Source organism: Leifsonia lichenia (genome assembly GCF_054780215.1).
The window spans coordinates 267,108-282,980 of the sequence record NZ_BAAGWT010000004.1 but is presented as its reverse complement, the minus strand read 5'-3'; the positions used below and the strand labels follow the sequence as shown (position 1 = coordinate 282,980).

General features: G+C 70.6%; 16 protein-coding genes. 5 read left to right on the top strand and 11 right to left on the bottom strand.

Features of this window, described 5'->3' with window-relative positions; translation table 11 throughout:
• Window positions 1–83 precede the first annotated feature (83 nt).
• Window positions 84–782 (top strand): hypothetical protein, encoded by a 699-nt coding sequence (locus ACYVGI_RS11825; protein ID WP_460632803.1) that lies wholly within the window; start codon window positions 84–86, stop codon window positions 780–782.
• A 71-nt stretch (window positions 783–853) separates the two neighbouring features.
• Here the strand turns inward: ACYVGI_RS11825 and ACYVGI_RS11820 are convergent, their stop codons facing one another.
• A complete protein-coding gene (locus ACYVGI_RS11820; protein ID WP_460632802.1) occupies window positions 854–1,156 on the bottom strand; it encodes a DUF1905 domain-containing protein in 303 nt (100 codons plus the stop codon).
• A 94-nt stretch (window positions 1,157–1,250) separates the two neighbouring features.
• On the opposite strand from ACYVGI_RS11820, the gene ACYVGI_RS11815 reads away from it, so the two are divergent.
• Window positions 1,251–1,874 carry a hypothetical protein gene (locus tag ACYVGI_RS11815; RefSeq protein WP_460632801.1) on the top strand — a complete coding sequence of 208 codons (624 nt, stop codon included), beginning with the start codon at window positions 1,251–1,253 and terminating at the stop codon, window positions 1,872–1,874.
• Window positions 1,875–1,957: 83 nt separating this feature from the next.
• On the opposite strand, the gene ACYVGI_RS11810 is transcribed toward ACYVGI_RS11815, so the two are convergent.
• The gene (locus ACYVGI_RS11810) at window positions 1,958–3,397 is read right to left on the bottom strand and encodes a lipase maturation factor family protein (RefSeq protein WP_460632800.1); all 1,440 of its coding nucleotides are present in this window, start codon (window positions 3,395–3,397) and stop codon (window positions 1,958–1,960) included.
• Between the two features lie 528 nt (window positions 3,398–3,925).
• The gene (locus tag ACYVGI_RS11805) at window positions 3,926–4,597 is read right to left on the bottom strand and encodes an endonuclease/exonuclease/phosphatase family protein (protein WP_460632896.1); all 672 of its coding nucleotides are present in this window, start codon (window positions 4,595–4,597) and stop codon (window positions 3,926–3,928) included.
• Between the two features lie 147 nt (window positions 4,598–4,744).
• Between ACYVGI_RS11805 and ligD the strand changes: the two genes are divergently transcribed.
• The gene (gene ligD / locus ACYVGI_RS11800) at window positions 4,745–5,764 is read left to right on the top strand and encodes a non-homologous end-joining DNA ligase (protein WP_460632799.1); all 1,020 of its coding nucleotides are present in this window, start codon (window positions 4,745–4,747) and stop codon (window positions 5,762–5,764) included.
• 16 nt (window positions 5,765–5,780) lie between these two features.
• Here ligD and ACYVGI_RS11795 read toward each other — a convergent pair whose 3' ends face one another.
• Window positions 5,781–6,851, bottom strand: coding sequence for an ATP-dependent DNA ligase (locus tag ACYVGI_RS11795; protein WP_460632798.1), 1,071 nt, complete (start codon window positions 6,849–6,851; stop codon window positions 5,781–5,783).
• Between the two features lie 105 nt (window positions 6,852–6,956).
• Between ACYVGI_RS11795 and ACYVGI_RS11790 the strand changes: the two genes are divergently transcribed.
• Window positions 6,957–7,403 (top strand): SIP domain-containing protein, encoded by a 447-nt coding sequence (locus tag ACYVGI_RS11790; protein WP_460632797.1) that lies wholly within the window; start codon window positions 6,957–6,959, stop codon window positions 7,401–7,403.
• Between the two features lie 76 nt (window positions 7,404–7,479).
• Here the strand turns inward: ACYVGI_RS11790 and ACYVGI_RS11785 are convergent, their stop codons facing one another.
• Genes ACYVGI_RS11785 through ACYVGI_RS11755 form a run of 7 tightly spaced genes read right to left on the bottom strand, consistent with a single transcriptional unit; the run spans window position 7,480 to window position 14,929 of the window.
• Window positions 7,480–8,346 carry an SDR family NAD(P)-dependent oxidoreductase gene (locus ACYVGI_RS11785; protein ID WP_460632796.1) on the bottom strand — a complete coding sequence of 289 codons (867 nt, stop codon included), beginning with the start codon at window positions 8,344–8,346 and terminating at the stop codon, window positions 7,480–7,482.
• Window positions 8,343–8,708 (bottom strand): Fe-S oxidoreductase, encoded by a 366-nt coding sequence (locus ACYVGI_RS11780; RefSeq protein WP_460632795.1) that lies wholly within the window; start codon window positions 8,706–8,708, stop codon window positions 8,343–8,345. Before ACYVGI_RS11780 ends, ACYVGI_RS11785 begins: the two co-directional genes overlap by 4 nt.
• A gap of 4 nt (window positions 8,709–8,712) precedes the next feature.
• Window positions 8,713–10,161, bottom strand: a complete 1,449-nt coding sequence (locus tag ACYVGI_RS11775; RefSeq protein ID WP_460632794.1) for a dihydrolipoyl dehydrogenase family protein — start codon at window positions 10,159–10,161, stop codon at window positions 8,713–8,715.
• A 52-nt stretch (window positions 10,162–10,213) separates the two neighbouring features.
• Window positions 10,214–10,999, bottom strand: a complete 786-nt coding sequence (locus tag ACYVGI_RS11770) for a crotonase/enoyl-CoA hydratase family protein (RefSeq protein ID WP_460632793.1) — start codon at window positions 10,997–10,999, stop codon at window positions 10,214–10,216.
• 22 nt (window positions 11,000–11,021) lie between these two features.
• The gene (locus ACYVGI_RS11765; RefSeq protein WP_460632792.1) at window positions 11,022–12,008 is read right to left on the bottom strand and encodes an arginase family protein; all 987 of its coding nucleotides are present in this window, start codon (window positions 12,006–12,008) and stop codon (window positions 11,022–11,024) included.
• Window positions 12,009–12,060: 52 nt separating this feature from the next.
• Window positions 12,061–12,837, bottom strand: coding sequence for a PspA/IM30 family protein (locus ACYVGI_RS11760; RefSeq protein ID WP_055891932.1), 777 nt, complete (start codon window positions 12,835–12,837; stop codon window positions 12,061–12,063).
• Window positions 12,838–12,877: 40 nt separating this feature from the next.
• Entirely contained in the window at window positions 12,878–14,929 is a 2,052-nt protein-coding gene (locus tag ACYVGI_RS11755; protein WP_460632791.1) for a TPM domain-containing protein, read from the bottom strand.
• 169 nt (window positions 14,930–15,098) lie between these two features.
• On the opposite strand from ACYVGI_RS11755, the gene ACYVGI_RS11750 reads away from it, so the two are divergent.
• The gene (locus ACYVGI_RS11750) at window positions 15,099–15,845 is read left to right on the top strand and encodes a gamma-glutamyl-gamma-aminobutyrate hydrolase family protein (RefSeq protein WP_460632790.1); all 747 of its coding nucleotides are present in this window, start codon (window positions 15,099–15,101) and stop codon (window positions 15,843–15,845) included.
• Window positions 15,846–15,873: the final 28 nt, after the last annotated feature.

Sequence of the window (15,873 nt, the reverse complement as noted above, 5' to 3'; positions counted from 1 at the left end):
GGGAAGGTGAAGCGTGCGGGGGCGGGCAACCGGGATGCGCGGGCAGCACACTGTCGCGCGCCTCCCGGCCGTAGCGTGGCGGGATGAGCGGTGTGACGGCGTTGCGCGCGGCGGAGCTCGCGGGGCGGCCCGCCCCGCCGGCGACCGTGCCCGACAGGTGGGCGGGGCTGCGTCGCAGTGCGACCGCGCCGCTGGTCGGGCTGCCCGCGCTGTCGCTGCTCGCCACCTGCGCGATGGTGGCCTCCTTCTTCGGTGTCGCGCCCATCCCCGGTGCGCCGTGGGCGGTGGTGCTCTTCGTGACAGCCGTCGTGGTCGCCGCGACCGGACGAGGCCGCAACACCGCCCACCTCGCCCTCGAGCCCTTCGCGATGGCGCTCATGTTCGTGCTCGCCGCCGTCCACGGCCACGCCGTCCCTGCCACCGCGCATACTGCCGCTGCGTCCGCTGCCGCCGCTGCGTCCGCTGCCGCCACCACGTCCGCCGCCGCGTCCGCCGCCGTCACCACGTCCGCCGCCGCGTCCGCCGCCGTCACCGCGCCCGCTGTCACATCCGCTGCCGCGCCCTCCACCGCATCCGCCACCACGTCCGCCGCCGCGCACGCCGCTCACCTCGGCGGCTCCTGGCTCGTCGTCGCGCTCGCCGTGGCCGTCGCGGCGCTCTCCGTCGCGTGCCTGGCCTGCGCGCTGCGCGTCGCCGTCACGCACCGGCCGCGCGTCGCCCTGCTGCCGGTCGCGTCCGCCGTCGCCATGTGCGCGATGACGGCGGGGATGCTCGCGGCCTGACCGCCTCCCGCACCTGCAGGTTTCGACCACTGCAGGTTTCGACCACTGCAGGTCTTACAGCATGGTCCCGATCACAGCAGGGTCTCGATCCCGAGACGCACCACGTCGCCGAGCCCCACGCCCTCTTTCGCCCGCACCGCCCCCTTGATCGCGACGATGTACGCTCCGTCCGCCGACTCTGGGAACACCGAGGTCGACCACCGAGACCCGCCGAGCGTCACCATCACTTTCACCGAGCCGAACCCGGCAGGGGGATGCGGTTGCAGCCGGATGTCCTCCGACACGTCCAGCGGCAGCCTGGCGAACACCCACAGGTCGCGCCGCGCCTCCCAGCGCCACAGCTCCGCCTCGAACTCGTATCGCACACCAGCCATGTCACCACTCTGCCTCACCCGCGCCGTTTTCCGACAGAATGGGAGGGCAGGGCGGCGCCGCTCCTTTCGTGCCGCCTGCGATCCGAGGAGAGGGATGCGCTGGCCGAACTGGTTCCGCAAGCGCGCGGTCACGCCGCGCACCCGGCCGTTCGACGAGGACGCGCTCGAGGCACCGGCCCCGCCGACCCTCGAACAGTCCGTGGAGGAGGGGATGCTCCTCGCCGACTACGCGACGAGGATGGCGGTGAAGAACCACATCGTGGTCGACACCATCCAGCAGGACAACCCGTTCGACCCTGCCAGGCACACCGCGCAGGCGGCGGAGATGCTGCGCGAGCTCGCCGACGAGCAGGACCAGGCGGCGGAGCGCGCGGCAGAGTCGCGGCTCGCGGTCGTCGGGCTGGGCGGCGACGCCACGCATCCGCACGACTACCGTGACATCGACACGAGCAACCTGGCCCTCCGCGAGGAGGCGGCGAAGGCGCTGGCGAACGGCCTGCGTGCCAAGGCGGACTCCGAACAGGAGTTGCTCACGATCGTCGAGCGCGCCAGGCAGGACGCCTGGGACGAGGTCGGCCGCGCCATCCAGGCCGGCCTCGACGCGTTCTCGGGGGTCGAGGCGCTGAAGGCGAACTACGAGGAGGAGCGACCGGCCCGCCTGCGGCTGCTGATCTGGCGCGACCTCGCCAAGCTGGAGGAGGAGCGCGGCGGGTACTGACAGCCGCGCGCTCTGCCGCGCGCTCTGCTGCGCGCTCTGCTGCGCGCTCTGCTGCGCGCTCTGCTGCGCGCTCTGCTGCGCGCTCAGCCGCGCAGCGACACCGGCGGCACGAGGTCGGCGATCTCCACGCGCATCCACCTGGCTCCGGATGCGCGTTTCTCCGCCCTGGTCGTGAACCGGTAGAGGAACATCCTGGCCCGCACCGCCCGCGGTGGACGGCCCCCGAACGGATCGGTGCGCAGCAGCCGCAGCGTCGGCCGGTCGGCTTCGAGCAGCCTCAGCAGGAACACCTCGAACCATTCCGTGTCGCGCGAGCCGAGGGCGAGGAACCACATCAGCCAGTCCAGCCGCAGGTGATACGGCGCGAACTGCCGGGGGAGACGTGACACGTCTCCCGGCTGGCCCTTGAAGGCGTACTCCTGCCAGCGCGCATCCGGGTCGTGCGGGTCGTCGTCCGTTCCTTCGACGATCACCTCGTATCGTTCCTGCGTCACCGTGCCGAACGCGCCGTATGCGTTGACGAGATGCCACCGGTTGAAGCTCGCGTTCATGAGCTGCCTGCGCGCGAACAGGTTGCGCAGCGGCTGCCAGCTCAGCCCGACGATCAGGATGCTCGCCACCAGCACCACGACCGCGTACCAGCCGGACACGGCGTCCGCCCCGATCCCGCCGGTCCTGGCTCCGCCGAACACGAACGAGAACGCGGCGTCGTCGACCGCGGAGAACGCGAGCACGATCGTGATCACGTTCAGCCACGCGAAATTGCCGGTCGCCACCAGCCACAACTGCGTGAGGATGACGACGGCCGCAGCGACGCTCGCCACAGGCTGCGGAGCGAACAGCAGCCAGGGCACAACGAGCTGCGCGACGTGGTTGCCGAGCACCTCCACCCTGTGCCACCACTTCGGCAGCAGATGCGCGGTGCGACTCAGCGGGTTCGGCATCGGCTGGGTCTCGTGGTGGTAGTAGAGGGCGGTGAGGTCGCGCCAGGAGCGGTCGCCGCGCATCTTGATCATCCCCGCGCCGAATTCGAGCCGGAACACGAGCCAGCGCAGCAGGAACACGATCGTGACCGGGGGAGCGGTGTCGAGAGCGCCGAGCATGGCCACGGTGAACCCCGCCTCGCACAGCAGGCTCTCCCAGCCGAACCCGTAGAAGGTCTGGCCGACGTTCACGATCGACAGGTAGAGGAACCACACCACCAGGAACACGGGCAGGAACACCCAGGTCGGCGCGAGCTGCACGACACCGGCGACGATGAGCATGGACAGACCGGCGCCCGTCCAGGCGACGGTGCGGAGCATCCGGTCGGAGTACCGCCAGCGGAACAGGGTCGGCTGCCTGCGCGCGTAAGCGGTCTGCAGGAACCGCGGGGCGGGCAGCAGCCCGTGCTCGCCGAGCAGCGCGGGGAACTGGTTGGCTGCAGAGACGAACGCGATCAGGTAGATGAGGGCGACGCCGCGCTCCAGGATCTCCCGCGCGACCGTGTAGTCGCCGGCGGCGAGCCACCCGAGATCGTCCATGCGCACCACCTCGCCAGGGAACGCGCTTCACGATACGCCGGGCCGCGGCAGCGGTCCAGGTGCCCCGCCCGCGGGGCAGGGCGGCGCGCGGGGTAGGCGGCCCGCGGGTCAGGCAGCCCGCGGGTCAGGCCGTTCGCGGGGTAGGCGGCCCGCGGGATATGCGGCGCGCGGTTCAGGCGGCCCGCGGGTCATGCCGTTCGCGGGGCAGGTTCCGTCCGAACGGAGTTGTCAAGCTCGGTCGGCGGAATCTCCTTCCGGACGGAGATGCGGGCGGCGTGTCGCCTGGATTCTCCGTCCGGGCGGAGCTGCGGGCGGCGTGTCGCCTGGATTCTCCTTCCGGGCGGAGACGCGCTCACCGCGTCGCCCGGAATATAGCTCGGCACGAGCTGCCGCTTGCGCGGCGTCTCACCGTTGGACGGAGCATCCACCCGACACGCCGCCCGCAGCTCCGTTCGGACGGAAGTTCCGCGGCGGCGGGCGCGAATCTCCTGCCGAACACGAGCGTTGCTCGGGCGCGGCGCGCGAGGGTCAGGCGGCGAGTTCGGCGTCCAGGCTGATCGCGCGGTGGTCGGATGCGCCGCGCGGCAGCACGTCCACTCGCTGGATCTCGAAGCCGGTGGAGGTGACGAAGTCGAAATAGCCGGTGAAGAACTTGTAGCGCAGGTAGGTCGGCTCGCTGCTGCGGCTGAGCGCGTAGCCCGCCGTCGTCAGGTGACGCTCCAGACCGCGGATGAACCAGGGGTAGTTGAAGTCGCCGACCATCACGGAGGGGATGTCGGCCGCCAGCGACCGCATCCCGGCGTGGGCCGCAGCAATCTGCTTGCGCCGCAACGAGTTGGATGCGGTCAGCGGGGCCGCGTGGAACGACCCGACCAGCACGTCCTCGTCGGTCTGCCTGTCGTGCAGGCGCACAGCGAGGAGCCGCTCGTTGGCCGGGGCGAGCACCCGGTCGTGCACCGACTTCTGCACGGCGAACACCTTGGTGTCGAGGATGTCGTAGCGGTCTTCGCGCACATAGACGGCGAGTCCGAGGCGGTTGGTCTTGGTGGTGTCCGCCAGGACGAGGTGGTGGAGGCGCTCCGGCAGCATCTCGCTGTCGCACTCCTGCAGGCAGAGCGCGTCGACGTCGTACGTGGCCGCGATGTCCGCGAGCTCGTGACCTGCCGCGTGCTTGCGGAGGTTGTAGCTGACGATCTTCAGGGGAACTCCTCGGGTCGTGCACGCTCCGTCCTCGGGGGTGCGAGAACATTCTCACCCACTTTCGGGATCGCACGCGTTCTGACGCCGCATCGCACACGGAATTCACACGACTGTCATCGACGACCCCGCGACGGGTACGGTGTGAGCATGGCAGGCGACGCAGTTGTCATCACGGTTCCGGGACCGCACGGCGAGCGAGAGGTGCGGATCTCGAGTCCGGGCCGCGTGCTCTGGCCGCAGCTCGGCATCACCAAACTCGACCTCGCGAACTATTTCGTGGCGGTCGGCGACGCGTTCGTGCGCGCCAACGGCGACCGTCCCGTGTCGTTGCAGCGCTTTCCGGACGGCATCGACGGCGAGCAGTTCTTCTCGAAGAACCCGCCGCGCGGCGCACCGGAATACGTGCGTTCGGTGATGGTGGTGTACCCGAGTGCGCGGTCGCATCCACAGCTCGTCATCGACGAACCCGCCGCCGCGGTGTGGGCGGTGCAGATGAACACGGTGGTGTTCCACCCGTGGCCGTCGCGCGCGGAGGACTCGGACAACCCCGACCAGTTGCGCATCGACCTCGATCCGCAGCCGGGAACCGACTTCGGCGACGCGATCCCCGCGGCCGTCGAACTGCGGGCGGTGCTGCGCGAGGCCGGTCTGGATGCGTTCATCAAGACCTCGGGCAACCGCGGACTGCACGTCTTCGCCCCGATCGAGCCGACGCACGAGTTCCTGGATGTGCGGCACGCGGTCATCGCCGCCGCCCGCGAGCTCGAACGGCGGATGCCGGAGAAGGTGACGACGGCGTGGTGGAAGGAGGAGCGCGGCGAACGCATCTTCGTGGACTTCAACCAGGCCAACAGGGACAGGACGATGGCGGGCGCATACAGCCCGCGCGCCCTGGCTCACGCTCCGGTGGCGACGCCGATCACCTGGGAGGAGCTGGCGTCGACGGACCCGCGCACCCACACCGTGCTCACGATCCCCGAGCGCCTTGCGGCCGTCGGCGACCCGTGGGAGTCGTTCGGCGAGGAGCCGGGCACGATCGACGTGCTGCTCGACTGGTGGCAGCGCGACCTCGACAATGGCCTCGGCGAGCTGCCGTTCCCCCCGGACTATCCGAAGATGCCGGGGGAGCCGCCGCGCGTGCAGCCGAGTCGCGCGAAGAAGGCGTGACGGCGGAGGCGCGCCGCTAGTCGAGCACGTCGGCCAGGTCGTAGGCGATCGGGCGGTCGAGCTGGTCGTAGGTGCAGGAGCGCGCATCCCGGTCGGGACGCCAGCGCTCGAACTGCGCTGTGTGGCGGAAGCGCATCCCCTCCATCTGGTCGTAGCGGACTTCGAGCACGCGCTCTGGCCGCAGCCGCACGAACGACACGTCTTTGCCAGAGGAGAACCGGCTGCGCTCCGTCTCGCCGGTGACGGTCTGCCCATCGGCGTCGCGGAGCACGAGCGGGTCGAGCTCGTCGATCAGTTCGAGGCGGCGCTTGTCGGTGAACGCCGAGACGCCGCCGACGTTGCGCAGCTCGCCGTCCGGACCGTACAGGCCGACGAGTAGCGACCCGACGCCGCGCCCGCTGGTGTGGATGCGGTAGCCGAGCGCGACGACGTCTGCCGTGCGGTGGTGCTTGATCTTGAGCATCGTGCGCTTGTTCTGCGCGTACAGTGCGGCGAGCGGTTTCGCGACGACGCCGTCGAGACCGGCGCCCTCGAACTCGACGAGCCATTTTCTGGCGAGGTCGACGTCGGTGGTGGTCCTGGTGAGCTCGATCGGGGCGGGCAGACCGCCGGCGAACTCTTCGAGGGCGGCGCGCCGCTCGCCGAACGGCCGGTCGAGGTACGACTCGTCGCCGAGCGAGAGCAGGTCGAACGCGACGAAGGTGGCCGGCGTCTCCTCCGCCAGTAGTTTGACGCGGCTGGCGGCGGGGTGGATGCGCTGCGACAGCGCCTCCCAGTCGAGCCGCTGCCTTCCCGGCTCGCCTGTCGGCACGACGATCTCGCCGTCGAGCACGCAGGGTCCGGGCAGGATGCGCGTGAACGCCTCGACGAGCTCCGGGAAGTATCGGGTGAGCATCTTCGAACCGCGGCTGCCGATCTCGACGCTGTCGATGCCGCCGGAGGTGGATGCGGTCGCGTAGACGATGGCGCGGAAGCCGTCCCACTTGGGTTCGTAGCTGAGGCCGCCGTCGACTTTGTCCGGTTCGGGGACGGTCGGGACGGCTTTCGCCAGCATGGGCGCGATGGTGTTCGTGGCCGTAGGCTCCATGTCTCGATCATGCCGCGTCGGGCCTGAGGGCGGAAGGTGCGCGTGGCTGGGCATCCGCTCGGAGAGCTTCAAGGTTAGGTAAGGCTGACCTATACTGAAGTCACGATGTACCGACCCGATCACGCGACCCACACCGCGACCACAGCTCACCACGACGACCGTGTGCAGTTCCTGGTGGTCGCCGATGAGTCGTCTCTGACAGGGCTCGAGGCGGAACTCTCTCTGCTCCCGCTGTGCGCCCGCGGCCGTGTCTTCATCGAGGTCGAGGACGAGTCGGAGATCGTGGCGCTCGCCACGCCGATGCGCATGACGGTCACCTGGCTCACCCGCAGCAATCGCAGCGGCCGCCCGGGGACAGGAGAGCGCTGTGCCAGGGGAGAGGCCGCGACGCGCGCCGTCCGCGCCTGGACCACCGAGATGCTCTGCGACGGACCCGGCGAGACCCGCGTGATCCTCACCGGCGGCTTCGCCCTGGTCACAGAGGTGCGCGAGCACCTGCAGTCGGTCGTCGGCATGACCGCCGACGCGATCGTCGCTCCCGCCTACCACTGACGCGCTGCCTACCACTGACCCGCGTCTGCCTGCACTGGCGCCCACCACTGACGCCCACCACTGGCGCCTGGCCGCGTCACACCCGGCTGTCCACCCCCACGAGTTGCTCCGAGATCGTCCACAGGTCGCGGCCGAGCTGCGCGTCCCTCGCCTGTGCTGTGGTGGCGCCGTTGGCTTTGAGGCGGTCGAAGTATGTCCCGCTCGGCGCACCGACCGGCGCCTCGCCCGCGAGCCGGATGAGGGGGAGCGCGCCCTGCTCCACCGGGATGCCGTAGGTGTTGCGCGTGACGAAGGCTCCGAACCGGATGAGCGGCGACGTCCTGCCGAAGTTGGTCGCGATCGTGCCGGGGTGGAAGGAGAACGCGTCGACGCCCGTGCCGGTGAGCCGTTCCGCCAGCTCGGTGATGAACAGGATCGTGGCCAGTTTGGCCGTGCCGTAGGCGCGCCAGCCGCCCAGCCATGGCCTCTTCTCGAACTCGAGGTCGTCGAGGCGGAGGTGACCGAAGCGGTTGGCGAGACTCGCAGTGGAGACGACGCGCACATCCCGTCCAGCGGCCGCGGTCTGTTCCAGCCGGGGCCGCAGCAGGTGGGTCAGCAGGAACGGAGAGAGGTGATTGGCCTGGATGGTGCGCTCGTGCCCGTCGACCGTGAGCTCGCGTTTCGCGTTGAGGCCGCCCGCGTTGTTGGCGAGCACGTCGATCGTCTCGTACCGGTCGAGCAGCGCGCTGGCGAGGGCGCGAACGTCGTCGAACCTCTCGAAGTCGGCGAGGAACGGCGTAGCACCGATCTTCTCGGCGACCGCGCGGGTGCGCTCGGGGTTGCGGCCGACGACCGCCACCTCGTTGCCCTGCTCGGAGAGCCGCTGGGCAGCGACGACCCCGATTCCGGAACTCGCCCCCGTGAGGACGATCGTGCGCCGGTAGCCGTCTGTCTCAGCAGTCATCGGTAGCCGCCTTTCTCGAGACCGGCCTCGATCTCGAATCGGTTCTTCAGGGGGTCGCGACCCGCGACGAGGTAGAGCAGCGGGAATGCCATGCCGTAGCGCTGCCATTGCCGTTTGTGCACGGCCTCGTGTTCGAGGATGTCGTCAGAGACGTTCTGCGCCGTGAGGTAACAGCCTCCCACGCACGAGCCGCCTCTGCCGAACGTGCGCTGCGGCATCCCGCGGAAGACGAACAGACCGGCGCGACGCTCGACGCGCCCCGTGCTCCAGACGAAGCCCCAGACCAGACCCACCGCGGTGGCGTAGAGGTAGCCGAGCCAACTGATCGGGGAGTCGAACAGCAGGCGAGTGACGATGCGCATCCCGTCACTCCTTCGGTCGGCCGTATGCTTCGAGCAGCCGCAGCCAGACCTCGCTGAGGGTCGGGTACGAGGGCACCGCGTGCCACAGCCGGGAGATCAGGACCTCTCCGACCACGGCGATGGTCGCAGAGTGCAGGAGCTCGCCGACGTCCTGCCCGACGAACGTGACACCGAGGAGCACCTGGCGGTCTTCGTCGACGACCATCCTGGCCTGCCCGACGTAGTTGTCCGCCACGATGCTCGCCCCCGCCACGCCACTGATCGCGTAGTCGACGACCCTGGTGCGATAGCCGGCCTTCTCCGCTGCGGCGGCCGTGAGACCGACGGATGCGACCTCCGGGTCGGTGAAGGTGACCTGGGGCACCGACTGGTGGTCGGCGGTCGCGACATAGGTGCCCCACGGCTCCAGCGAGACGTCAGCGCCCTTCGCCCTGGCCGCGATGGCGTCGCCTGCCGCCCGCGCCTGGTACTTGCCCTGGTGGGTGAGCAGGGCGCGGTGGTTCACATCGCCGACTCCGTAGAGCCAGCCGCCGTCGACCGGCTCGCCGTCCGCGCCGAGGACGCGCATGGAGTCGTCGACGGCCAGCCAGGCACCGCCTTCCAGACCGAAGGCTTCGAGCCCGAGACCGGCGGTGTGCGGGATGCGGCCGGTGGCGACGAGCAGTTCGTCAGCCTCGACGGTGCTTCCGTCGTCGAGGCTGAGGAGGAAGCCGTCGTCGTCCGTGCGCGCGACCGACGTCGGTGACGCATCCAGGTGCAGCGTCGCGCCGATTTCGCGCAGGGAGTCGGCGACGAGCTCCCCGGCGAACGGCTCGTTGCCGCCGAGCAGCCCGCTGCGCGAGATGAGGTGCACCTCGGTGCCGAATCCGGCGTACGCGGTCGCCATCTCGACGCCCACGACGCCCCCGCCGAGGATCGCGAGCGACACGGGCACCCGTTGCGCGCTCGTGGCGTCCCTGCTCGTCCATGGCTCGCTCTCGCGGAGCCCGGGAACGTCGGGAAGGAGCGCTGCCGAGCCGGTGCAGACGGCCACGGCGTGCCGGGCGGTGAGCACCGTCACCGTGCCGTCGTCGGCCGTCACGGTCACCTCACGGGCGGCGGTGATCACCGCGTGCCCGCGGACCAGGTCGATGCCGGCTCCGTTGAGCCATTCGACCTGCCCGTCGTCTTTCCAATCGCTCGTCATCACGTCGCGCCGCCGCAGCACGGCCTCGACGTCGAGCCGGCCCGTGACGGCCTCGCGCGTTCCGCCGACCTTCTGCGCCGCCCGCAGGAGGGCGCCGCTGCGCAGCAGCGCCTTCGACGGCATACACGCCCAGTACGAGCACTCGCCTCCGACCAGCTCCGCCTCGACGATGACGGTGCGCATCCCGCCCTGCACCGCGCGGTCGGCGACGTTCTCGCCCACCGCCCCCGCGCCGATCACGATGACGTCGTACTCGTTGCCGCTCATGCTCTCTCCTGTCGTTTCTCCGTGTTCGGTGGCGCCGCAGTGGTCGTCGGGCTCAGCGGCCCACGAACTCCGCTTCCGTCCTGGTGAGGAAGGCCTGCATCCCGATGGCGGCGTCCTCGCTGGTGGCGAGCCGCACGAGCGACGGTTGCAGTTCGGCCTCCGCCGCCGCGTCTCCGTCGCGGACGGCGCGCTTTGCGTTGGCGAGCGCGGCCTGCACGGCGAGCGGCGCCTGGGCGGCGATCCTCTGGGCGATGGCGAGCGCCCTGTCGATCTGCTCGCCGTCGTCGACGAGCTCCTGCACGAGGCCGATGCGGTAGGCCTCCTGGGCGTCGAAGCTGTCTCCGGTGAGGATGTAGCGCATCGCGTTGCCCCAGCCGACGGCGCGGGGGAACCGGATGGTGGCGCCGCCGAACGGCAGGATGCCGCGTGAGACCTCGATCTGGCCGAACGTGGTCGATCGGGCGGCGACGGCGATGTCGCTCGCCAGAATCAGCTCGATGCCGAGGGTGAGGCAGGTGCCGTGCACCGCGATCACGACCGGCTTGCTGAGCTGCTGACCGGAGACCTGCCACGGGTTGATGCCGTCCGGGCCTTCGATCGTGAGCCCGTCCGCTCCGATGCGCGGCCCGATGTCGCCGAGGTCGAGACCGGCCGTGAAGTGGTCGCCGACCGCGTGCACCAGCCCGACCCTCAGCTCGGGGTCGCGTTCGAGGACGCCGTATGCGTCGGCGAGCTGTCGCAGGAGCTCGAAGTCGGCGGCGTTGCGCTTCTCCGGTCGGTTGAATCCGATGAGCAGGACGTGACCCCGCCGCTCGGTGATGATCTTGGGTTCGGTCATGTCTCCCAAGCTACCTCGGCGGTCACGACCCGTCATCGGCAGCGCGAGGATCTGTGGAGAGATGGCGAGCAGAGCCCGCTGTGGAGGACCCGCCCGTGGAGGACTCTCCCGTGGAGGACCCGCCCCCGGAGGACCCGTCCGCTGTCGCCCCGCCGCCGTTCGCCTCCAGTCGCCCGGTCAGCGCGCCGAGGATCCGCAGGATCACCGCCATGTCGTGCCCGGCCGCATCCGGCGACTCCGGTGCGAACTCCGTGATCGCTGCACCGGCGAGAGCGAACCGGCCGCGCAGCGCGCGCACGGCGTCGCACAGCGCTTCCGGCTGCACCCCGAACGGCTCCGGATAGCCGACCCCGCTGATGGTCGCTGGGTCGAGCACGTCGAGGTCGATGTGCACGTAGACCGAGGTCGCCCCCGTCGCCTCGACGGCGGCGACGATGACCGACGGATCGTCGAGTTCCGCCGGGCCGAGCATCCGGATGCCCGTCTCGTCGATGTACGCGGACTCGCCGTCGTCGAGAGCGCGCGTCCCGGCGAGGACGACGTTGCCGGGGGAGAGGAGCGATTGGCCGGTGGACGCGAGCCCATCGGGTGCGTCGCCGAGGAGGGCGCGCACGACCATCCCGTGGAAGGCGCTCGACGGCGAAGAGCCGACGTCGTTGATGTCCGCGTGCGCGTCGAACCAGACGAGCGCCACCGATCCGGCAGGCGCGCCGGCCACGGCGTGCTGCACGCTCGCGAGGTCGGCGGCGCAGTCTCCGCCGATCGTGACCACGGGCGCCTCGAGCAGCATCAGCTCCGCTGCAGCGGCGTCGCGCACGGTCGCGAGCGCGGAGAACCTGCTCACGCCCGTGCCGAGCGATTCGCCCGCCGCGGCCGGCACGGAAACCACCGTGGTCGCCGCAGCGGGCAGGTCGCCCCTGATCGCCTCCGCGCCGTCGATCAGCCGCATCGCCCTCGACGAGCCGGAGCCCTGCCACTGGGGCACCACCAGGAAGGATGCGCCGCTCATCGGCGGCCCGCATCCATCCGGTGGCCGGCACCCGGGAGGGCGCAGCGTGCAGTCACTGGCCGGGGGTGTACGGAGCCGACGACGCGGGGTCGGCCGTCACAGCGGCCTGCGCCGGCGCTCCGCCGGTCTTCAGGGCGGCGAGTCGGGCCTCGACCTCGGTCAGCTCGCCGAGGTCGTCGAGCTGATTGAACTGCGCGTCCAGGCTGGATGCCGCAAGCTCCGATGCACCGCGCACCTTCGCCTCCTCGCGGCGGATCTTGTCCTCGAACCGGCCGACCTCGCTGGTGGGGTCCAGGATGTCGATGCTCTTGACCGCATCCATCACCTGCGACTGCGCCTGTGCGCTCTTGGCACGTGCGATCAGTTCCGAGCGCTTGCTCTTGAGCTGCTCGAGCTTGGTCTTCATGCCGTTGAGCCCGGACTTGAGCTTGTCCACCACCTCGGTCTGAGCGGCGATCTGCGGCTCTGCGGCCTTCGCCTCGTTCTCCGAGGAGATCTGGCGCTGCAGGGCGACCTTGGCCAGGTTGTCGAACTTGTCGGCGTTGGCCGCGTCGCCGCCCGCACGGTATGTGTCCGCCTGCTTGCTCGCGGCGAGGGCCTTCTGACCCCACGTGGATGCGGCCTCGACGTCTTCCGCGTGGTCGTCTTCGAGCAGACGGAGATTGCCGATCGTCTCGGCGATCGCGCTCTCGGCGTCGGCGATGCTGTTGGTGAAGTCGCGGACCATCTGGTCGAGCATCTTCTCCGGGTCTTCCGCCTGGTCGATGAGTGCGTTGACGTTCGCCTTCAGCAACTGCGAGATGCGCCCGAAAATAGACTGTTTTGCCATCGTTCCTCTTCCTTTCGCTTCAGGCCCCCGGTCAGGCGCCCTAGAACCTTCCACCGCCTCGGCGCGAGCGCGTTCCTCCTCCGCCGAAACTTCCCGAGCTGAAACCGCCGCCGCCCCCGCCGCGGCTGCTGCGACCTCCGCCGCCTCCGCCGCCGCCGCCGAACAGGCCGCCTCCGCCTCCTCCGCCGCCGCCACCGAGCACGGAGTTGATGAGGATGCCGCCGAGGATCGCGCCCATGGCGCCGTTACCACCACCGCCGCTGCTCCCGCCGCCGAAGCCGCCTCCGCCGAACATCCCGCCGAGCCCGCCGGCGTCCGGCTGGAACCCGCCGACGTCGCGCTGCGCGAGCTGCGTCGCCTCCTCGGCGAGCTGGGCGGCGCGCTGCGCCTGAGCGAGCGCGGACACCGGGTCGGTGACCGCCGTCGATTCCGCCTGCACGACGAGGCGGCCGGCCTCGGCGAGCCTGGTGCGCGCCTCCGGCCCGACAGCGCCGCGTCGCGCCGTGATGAAGTCCTCGCACGCCGACACTCTGGAGCGCGCGGCGAGCAGCGTCTGCTGCAGGGAGGCCTGCGCTCGCTGGGCCTGCTGCCGCGCATCCCGGACGCCCTGGAGCACGCCGTCGATGCCCTGGTTGGCCGCGGCGAGCCGCTGCGCGATCTCCAGCGGGTTGATCGGGCCGGCGGCGATCTTGGCCCTGACGTCGGCGAGGGTCTGCTCTGTGGCGGCGACAGCCCCCGCGACGGAGCCGTTCGCGTCGTCCGCCGCCGCGATGGTGCGTGCCTCTGCGAGGTCGCGATCCAGCTCTGCGATGGTGGCGTCGATCGTCTGCTGTGCTGTGCCGAGGTCTGCCCCGACCCTGTCGACGGCGTCGAGGAGGAGCTTGGCCTGGTCGACGGACTCCTCGGCGGCGCGCACGCCGATGGCGGCCGCGCTGGTGTCGCCTGCGGCGCTCTTCTCGGCGGCGGCGGTGAGCGCGGTGCCGACGAAGGTGAGTCGTTCCGTGGCCTGGTCGATGTTGTCGTGCACGGTCGCCAGCGACGCCTCCGTGTACTTCGCGGACAGCGCCGCGAACGTCGCCGTCGACTGCTCGAGCCGGCCGTGCACGGTCTGCGCCGCCGCCTGCACCTCTGCGGTCGCCTGCGGGATGCGCTTCTCCAGCGACCGAAGTTCGTCGAACGCGTCCGCCTGCTTGTCGAGCGCATCGTTCGCCGCCTGGCAGAGCTGGACGATCTGGGCGTTCCACTCGCGCTTCTGCTGCTCGGTGTCCGGTTCGGAATCGTCGAGCTTCTGCTTGAGCGTGAAGGCGTCTCTGAGCTGCGCCTTCGCCGCATCCAGTGCCGCCTGGAACGGGACGACCGAGTCTGCGCCGTACTGCGCCGTCGCGAAGCCGAGCTCTTCCTCACTGGTGCGAATGGCGTCGTCGGTCTGCACGAGGGCGGAGCCCGCCCGCCGTTCGAGGTCGACCAGCGGGATGGTCTGCAGTTCGCTCTGCGGCGTCTGCGGGCCGCCGGCGGAGACTTTCTTGCGCGACCGCGAGCGAACGACGAAGAAGATGATCACCCCGATGACGATCACCGCCACGATGAAGATCCAGAAGAAGCTCGCGCCGCCGCCTCCTCCGCCGACCGCGTCCCCGAGCCCGGAGGCCGCCGCGATGGCCGCGCCGGACCAGTCTCCTGCGCGCAGCTTCGGCTCGATGTCGTTCTGCTCGATCTGGGTGAGCTGATCGGCGGAGACGGGTCCGGCGTCGTCGCCGGACAGGTAGTACGCGCGACCGTCGGTGGCGACGGCCAGCAGATAGTCGGACGGCCCGAGGTTGTTGCGCGCGGCCGTCTCGTTGGCCCAGTCGGCCGCATCCGTCGGGTTGCTGAACCGGTCGACGTAGACGACGAAGAGATCGATCTTGTGGTCCGAGTACAGCTTGTCTGTCGCCGCCTCGATGGCCGACACCTGCGACGTGACGACGCCGGCCTGATCCACCACGTGACCGGAGCCCAGGTCGATGGGATCGGCTGCGCTCGCCATCGACGCCGTGCCGAAGATCAGCCCGATCGTCAGCAGGAACCCGCCCAGTACGCGTCGTCGGTGCATCTGCTCGCTCTCTCGAGTCGGTGGTACCAGCCGAGTCTATTGGGGGCTCGCGAGGGCGCGCCAGGGCTCCTGTGCCGCCCGACTGTTGCAGCCTGTTACGTGCGGGATGCGCCGACGGGTGCGGCCCGAACACAATGGAGCAGGCAGCCACGACGGGAGAGGAGCGGGCATGGGCATCCAGGGTCGTTCGCTCGCGGTCGTCGAGGCCACCCGCTTCCGCGGTCACGACCCGGAATACCACGGCTACGTCCAGCTCCTCGTCGGCGCTGTCATCGCCGAGGCGGAGTCGCAGGGCTGGGTCGTCTCCCGTCTCGCAGCAGACGACGGTGTGGATGCGCTGCTCAGCCGCACAGAGTCGGCCGACGCCATCGTCGTCATGGGCGGCGAGGACATCGCGCCGCGCTTCTACGGCGGCAGCACCGGCTACGAGGGGGAGAGCCGCCATCTGGAGACGGCGGATGCCGCCCAGCTCGCGCTCGTGCGCCGCGCCGTCGAGCGGGAGACGCCGCTGCTCGGCATCTGCCGCGGCCTGCAGATCCTCAACGTCGCGTTCGGCGGCACCCTCGTTCAGCACCTCGGGGAGGAGACGGCGCACCGCAACCACGGTGTCCCCGTCCACGAGATCATGGCGTCGCATCCCGTCGAGGTCGAAGCGGACAGCCGCACAGCGGAGCTGCTCGGCTCGACCCGCGTCGACGTGCAGAGCGCCCACCACCAGGCCGTGGATGCGGTGGGCTCCGGCCTCCGCGTGACCGGCCGCGCCGCCGATGGTCACGTCGAGGCGCTGGAGCACGAGACGGCCCCCGTGATCGCCGTGCAGTGGCACCCGGAGGACCCGGGCGCACCGGTCGGCCAGCTCACCGCGCTCCTCGCGCACCTCAGGCTCGCCGCCGCCGCCGACTCCATCGCCGCCTAGCCCCCCCCGGGCCCTCCCCATCCCCAGC

Excerpts from the sequence above, each read along its gene's own strand:
- ACYVGI_RS11825 (WP_460632803.1), top strand. The coding sequence starts at position 84 with ATGAGCGGTGTGACGGCGTTGCGCGCGGCGGAGCTCGCGGGGCGGCCC.
- ACYVGI_RS11820 (WP_460632802.1), bottom strand. The coding sequence starts at position 1,156 with ATGGCTGGTGTGCGATACGAGTTCGAGGCGGAGCTGTGGCGCTGGGAG.
- ACYVGI_RS11815 (WP_460632801.1), top strand. The coding sequence starts at position 1,251 with ATGCGCTGGCCGAACTGGTTCCGCAAGCGCGCGGTCACGCCGCGCACC.
- ACYVGI_RS11810 (WP_460632800.1), bottom strand. The coding sequence starts at position 3,397 with ATGGACGATCTCGGGTGGCTCGCCGCCGGCGACTACACGGTCGCGCGG.
- ligD (WP_460632799.1), top strand. The coding sequence starts at position 4,745 with ATGGCAGGCGACGCAGTTGTCATCACGGTTCCGGGACCGCACGGCGAG.
- ACYVGI_RS11795 (WP_460632798.1), bottom strand. The coding sequence starts at position 6,851 with ATGGAGCCTACGGCCACGAACACCATCGCGCCCATGCTGGCGAAAGCC.
- ACYVGI_RS11790 (WP_460632797.1), top strand. The coding sequence starts at position 6,957 with ATGTACCGACCCGATCACGCGACCCACACCGCGACCACAGCTCACCAC.
- ACYVGI_RS11785 (WP_460632796.1), bottom strand. The coding sequence starts at position 8,346 with ATGACTGCTGAGACAGACGGCTACCGGCGCACGATCGTCCTCACGGGG.
- ACYVGI_RS11780 (WP_460632795.1), bottom strand. The coding sequence starts at position 8,708 with ATGCGCATCGTCACTCGCCTGCTGTTCGACTCCCCGATCAGTTGGCTC.
- ACYVGI_RS11775 (WP_460632794.1), bottom strand. The coding sequence starts at position 10,161 with ATGAGCGGCAACGAGTACGACGTCATCGTGATCGGCGCGGGGGCGGTG.
- ACYVGI_RS11770 (WP_460632793.1), bottom strand. The coding sequence starts at position 10,999 with ATGACCGAACCCAAGATCATCACCGAGCGGCGGGGTCACGTCCTGCTC.
- ACYVGI_RS11765 (WP_460632792.1), bottom strand. The coding sequence starts at position 12,008 with ATGAGCGGCGCATCCTTCCTGGTGGTGCCCCAGTGGCAGGGCTCCGGC.
- ACYVGI_RS11760 (WP_055891932.1), bottom strand. The coding sequence starts at position 12,837 with ATGGCAAAACAGTCTATTTTCGGGCGCATCTCGCAGTTGCTGAAGGCG.
- ACYVGI_RS11755 (WP_460632791.1), bottom strand. The coding sequence starts at position 14,929 with ATGCACCGACGACGCGTACTGGGCGGGTTCCTGCTGACGATCGGGCTG.
- ACYVGI_RS11750 (WP_460632790.1), top strand. The coding sequence starts at position 15,099 with ATGGGCATCCAGGGTCGTTCGCTCGCGGTCGTCGAGGCCACCCGCTTC.